Genomic DNA, 2,300 nt, shown 5'->3' on the forward strand with positions numbered 1-2,300 from the left:
GTGCCGGTGAAGTGTCGTATTGACACCCAAGAGGAATCGTCAATCTATGAAGCAGGCGGTGTGCTACAACGCTTCGCGCAAGACTTTCTTGAAGCGACGGTAGGGTAAGGAGTAGTTATGGCTACTGAATCTAAAACACATCAGCCACAAATCAAAATCCCCGCGACTTACATGCGCGGGGGCACCAGTAAAGGGGTGTTTTTCGCCTTGAGTGACCTGCCTGAGTCGGCACAAAAGCCTGGCTCTGCAAGGGACAACCTCTTGCTGCGCGTCATTGGTAGCCCTGATCCTTACGGTAAACAAACCGATGGTATGGGCGGGGCGACATCGAGCACCAGCAAAACGGTGATTCTGTCGAAAAGCGACCAAGCCGAACACGATGTGAATTACCTGTTCGGCCAAGTGGCTATCGATAAAGCCTTTGTTGATTGGAGCGGTAACTGCGGTAACTTAACGGCTGCAGTGGGCTCGTTTGCTATCAGCAATGGTTTGGTGAAAGCCAGCCGTATTCCGCAAAACGGCATTGCCGAGGTGCGCATTTGGCAGCAAAACATCCAGAAGACCATCATTGCCCATGTGCCCATCACCGATGGCGAAGTACAAGAAACCGGTGATTTTGAGTTAGACGGTGTGACGTTTCCCGCCGCCGAAGTGTTGATAGAATTTATGCACCCAGCGGATGATGGCGATGCGGCTGCTCAAGGTCAAGACCAAGGCCCAAGTGGTATGTTCCCCACAGGTAATATTGTGGATGAACTTAACTCACCTGAGCTGGCGGCTGTTGGGGTAAGTAACCTTAAAGCAACGTTAATCAATGCCGGTATTCCAACGATTTTTGTAAACGCGGAAGACATTGGTTACACAGGCACTGAGTTGCAAGAGGTGATAAACGGCGACCCTGCTGCGCTGACCAAGTTTGAAACCATTCGCGCTCAAGGTGCTGTGCAAATGGGATTAATCAAGGATGTTAGTGAAGCTGCGTCACGCCAGCATACGCCGAAAGTCGCGTTTGTAGCGCCGCCAAGGCCTTATGTGTCATCCAGTGGCAAGGCTATTGAACTTGATGACATTGATGTATTGGTACGGGCCATGTCGATGGGCAAACTGCATCACGCCATGATGGGCACTGCGGCCGTGGCCATTGGCACAGCTGCAGCCATTCCGGGCACACTGGTGAATTTGGCCGCTGGTGGCGGCGAGCGCAGCGACGTGCGTTTCGGTCACCCGTCGGGCACCCTAAAAGTCGGCGCGGCTGCCGAATTAGTGGATGGCCAATGGTCAGTGATAAAAGCGTCTATGAGTCGCAGTGCGCGTGTCTTGATGGAAGGCTGGGTGCGTATCCCTAAAGACAGCTTCTAACGCATGTAACGTGCACTGCTTAAGTCACTCGTTGGTGTTGGCGCAAAATATCGCCAGCATCGCCCAAGCTGATTTAATCGGTGTCATGCAGATAAGCGATTGGAAAGCGACGTTAGCCTTTGCTAAGGTCGCTTTTTCGTGTCAGTTGCGCACACAGCGTATTGAAATTCTACTTTTCAACTTATGTTGAGCTTGTAACAAAGGATATTCTGCAAGGATGATCGCCCCTCATACTGCTGCCTTTTGGCGCGCTACGCTGGCCCTGTGTTTAGGCTCGTTTATGGTGTTTGCTAACCTGTATGTGACTCAGCCATTATTGCCTATGATAGCCGAGCAGTTTGGGGTGTCCGCGCTGCAATCGAGTGTCAGTTTTACCATTTCCACCTTTACTCTGGGTATCTCTCTGCTGTTTTACGGGCCGCTCTCTGATGCCATTGGGCGTAAAGGGATTATGCTGTTCACCATGGTGGGTATTACGCTTACCACTACTTGTTTGGCCTTCGCTGGTGATTACCAAAGTTTGCTGATTTTACGTGCCGCCCAAGGCTTCTTTTTAGCGGGTTTGCCCGCTATCGCGGTGGCCTACATGAGTGATGAATTTAACGCAGACGCTTTGATGATAGCCGTGGGAATCTATATCAGTGGTAATTCACTTGGTGGTATTGGTGGGCGTTTACTTGGGGGCTTTTTGGGGGAAAATTTCGGGTTGATCGGTACCTTCGAAATAATGGCGTTACTCAGCTTAAGCCTGACACTAGCATTTGCTTGGCTTTTACCTGCTTCAAAAGGTTTTTTACCTAAACCTCTGCGCCCCAAATCCATGCTGCATCAGCTCGCAGCACACCTAGCAAACAAACGTTTGTTGCTAAGTTACTTGATAGGCGGACTAAGCTTCTTTATTTTTGTAAACCAATATAGCTTCATCACATTTGTACTTAAAG

At 50.2% G+C, this 2,300-nt stretch carries 2 protein-coding genes; both read left to right on the top strand.

All coding sequences use genetic code 11. The annotated features are described in order from the left end of the window. The first annotated feature begins 117 nt into the window (after nucleotides 1-117). A complete protein-coding gene (prpF, locus tag ACSHWX_RS18385) occupies nucleotides 118-1,359 on the top strand; it encodes a 2-methylaconitate cis-trans isomerase PrpF (protein ID WP_435669660.1) in 1,242 nt (413 codons plus the stop codon). A gap of 217 nt (nucleotides 1,360-1,576) precedes the next feature. Continuing rightward, nucleotides 1,577-2,300 (top strand): MFS transporter (locus ACSHWX_RS18390; protein WP_435669661.1); only part of this gene is annotated, 724 nt, incomplete at its 3' end.

The sequence above is a fragment of the Maritalea sp. genome (assembly GCF_051251695.1).
In the GTDB taxonomy this organism is placed as follows: domain Bacteria; phylum Pseudomonadota; class Alphaproteobacteria; order Rhizobiales; family Devosiaceae; genus Maritalea.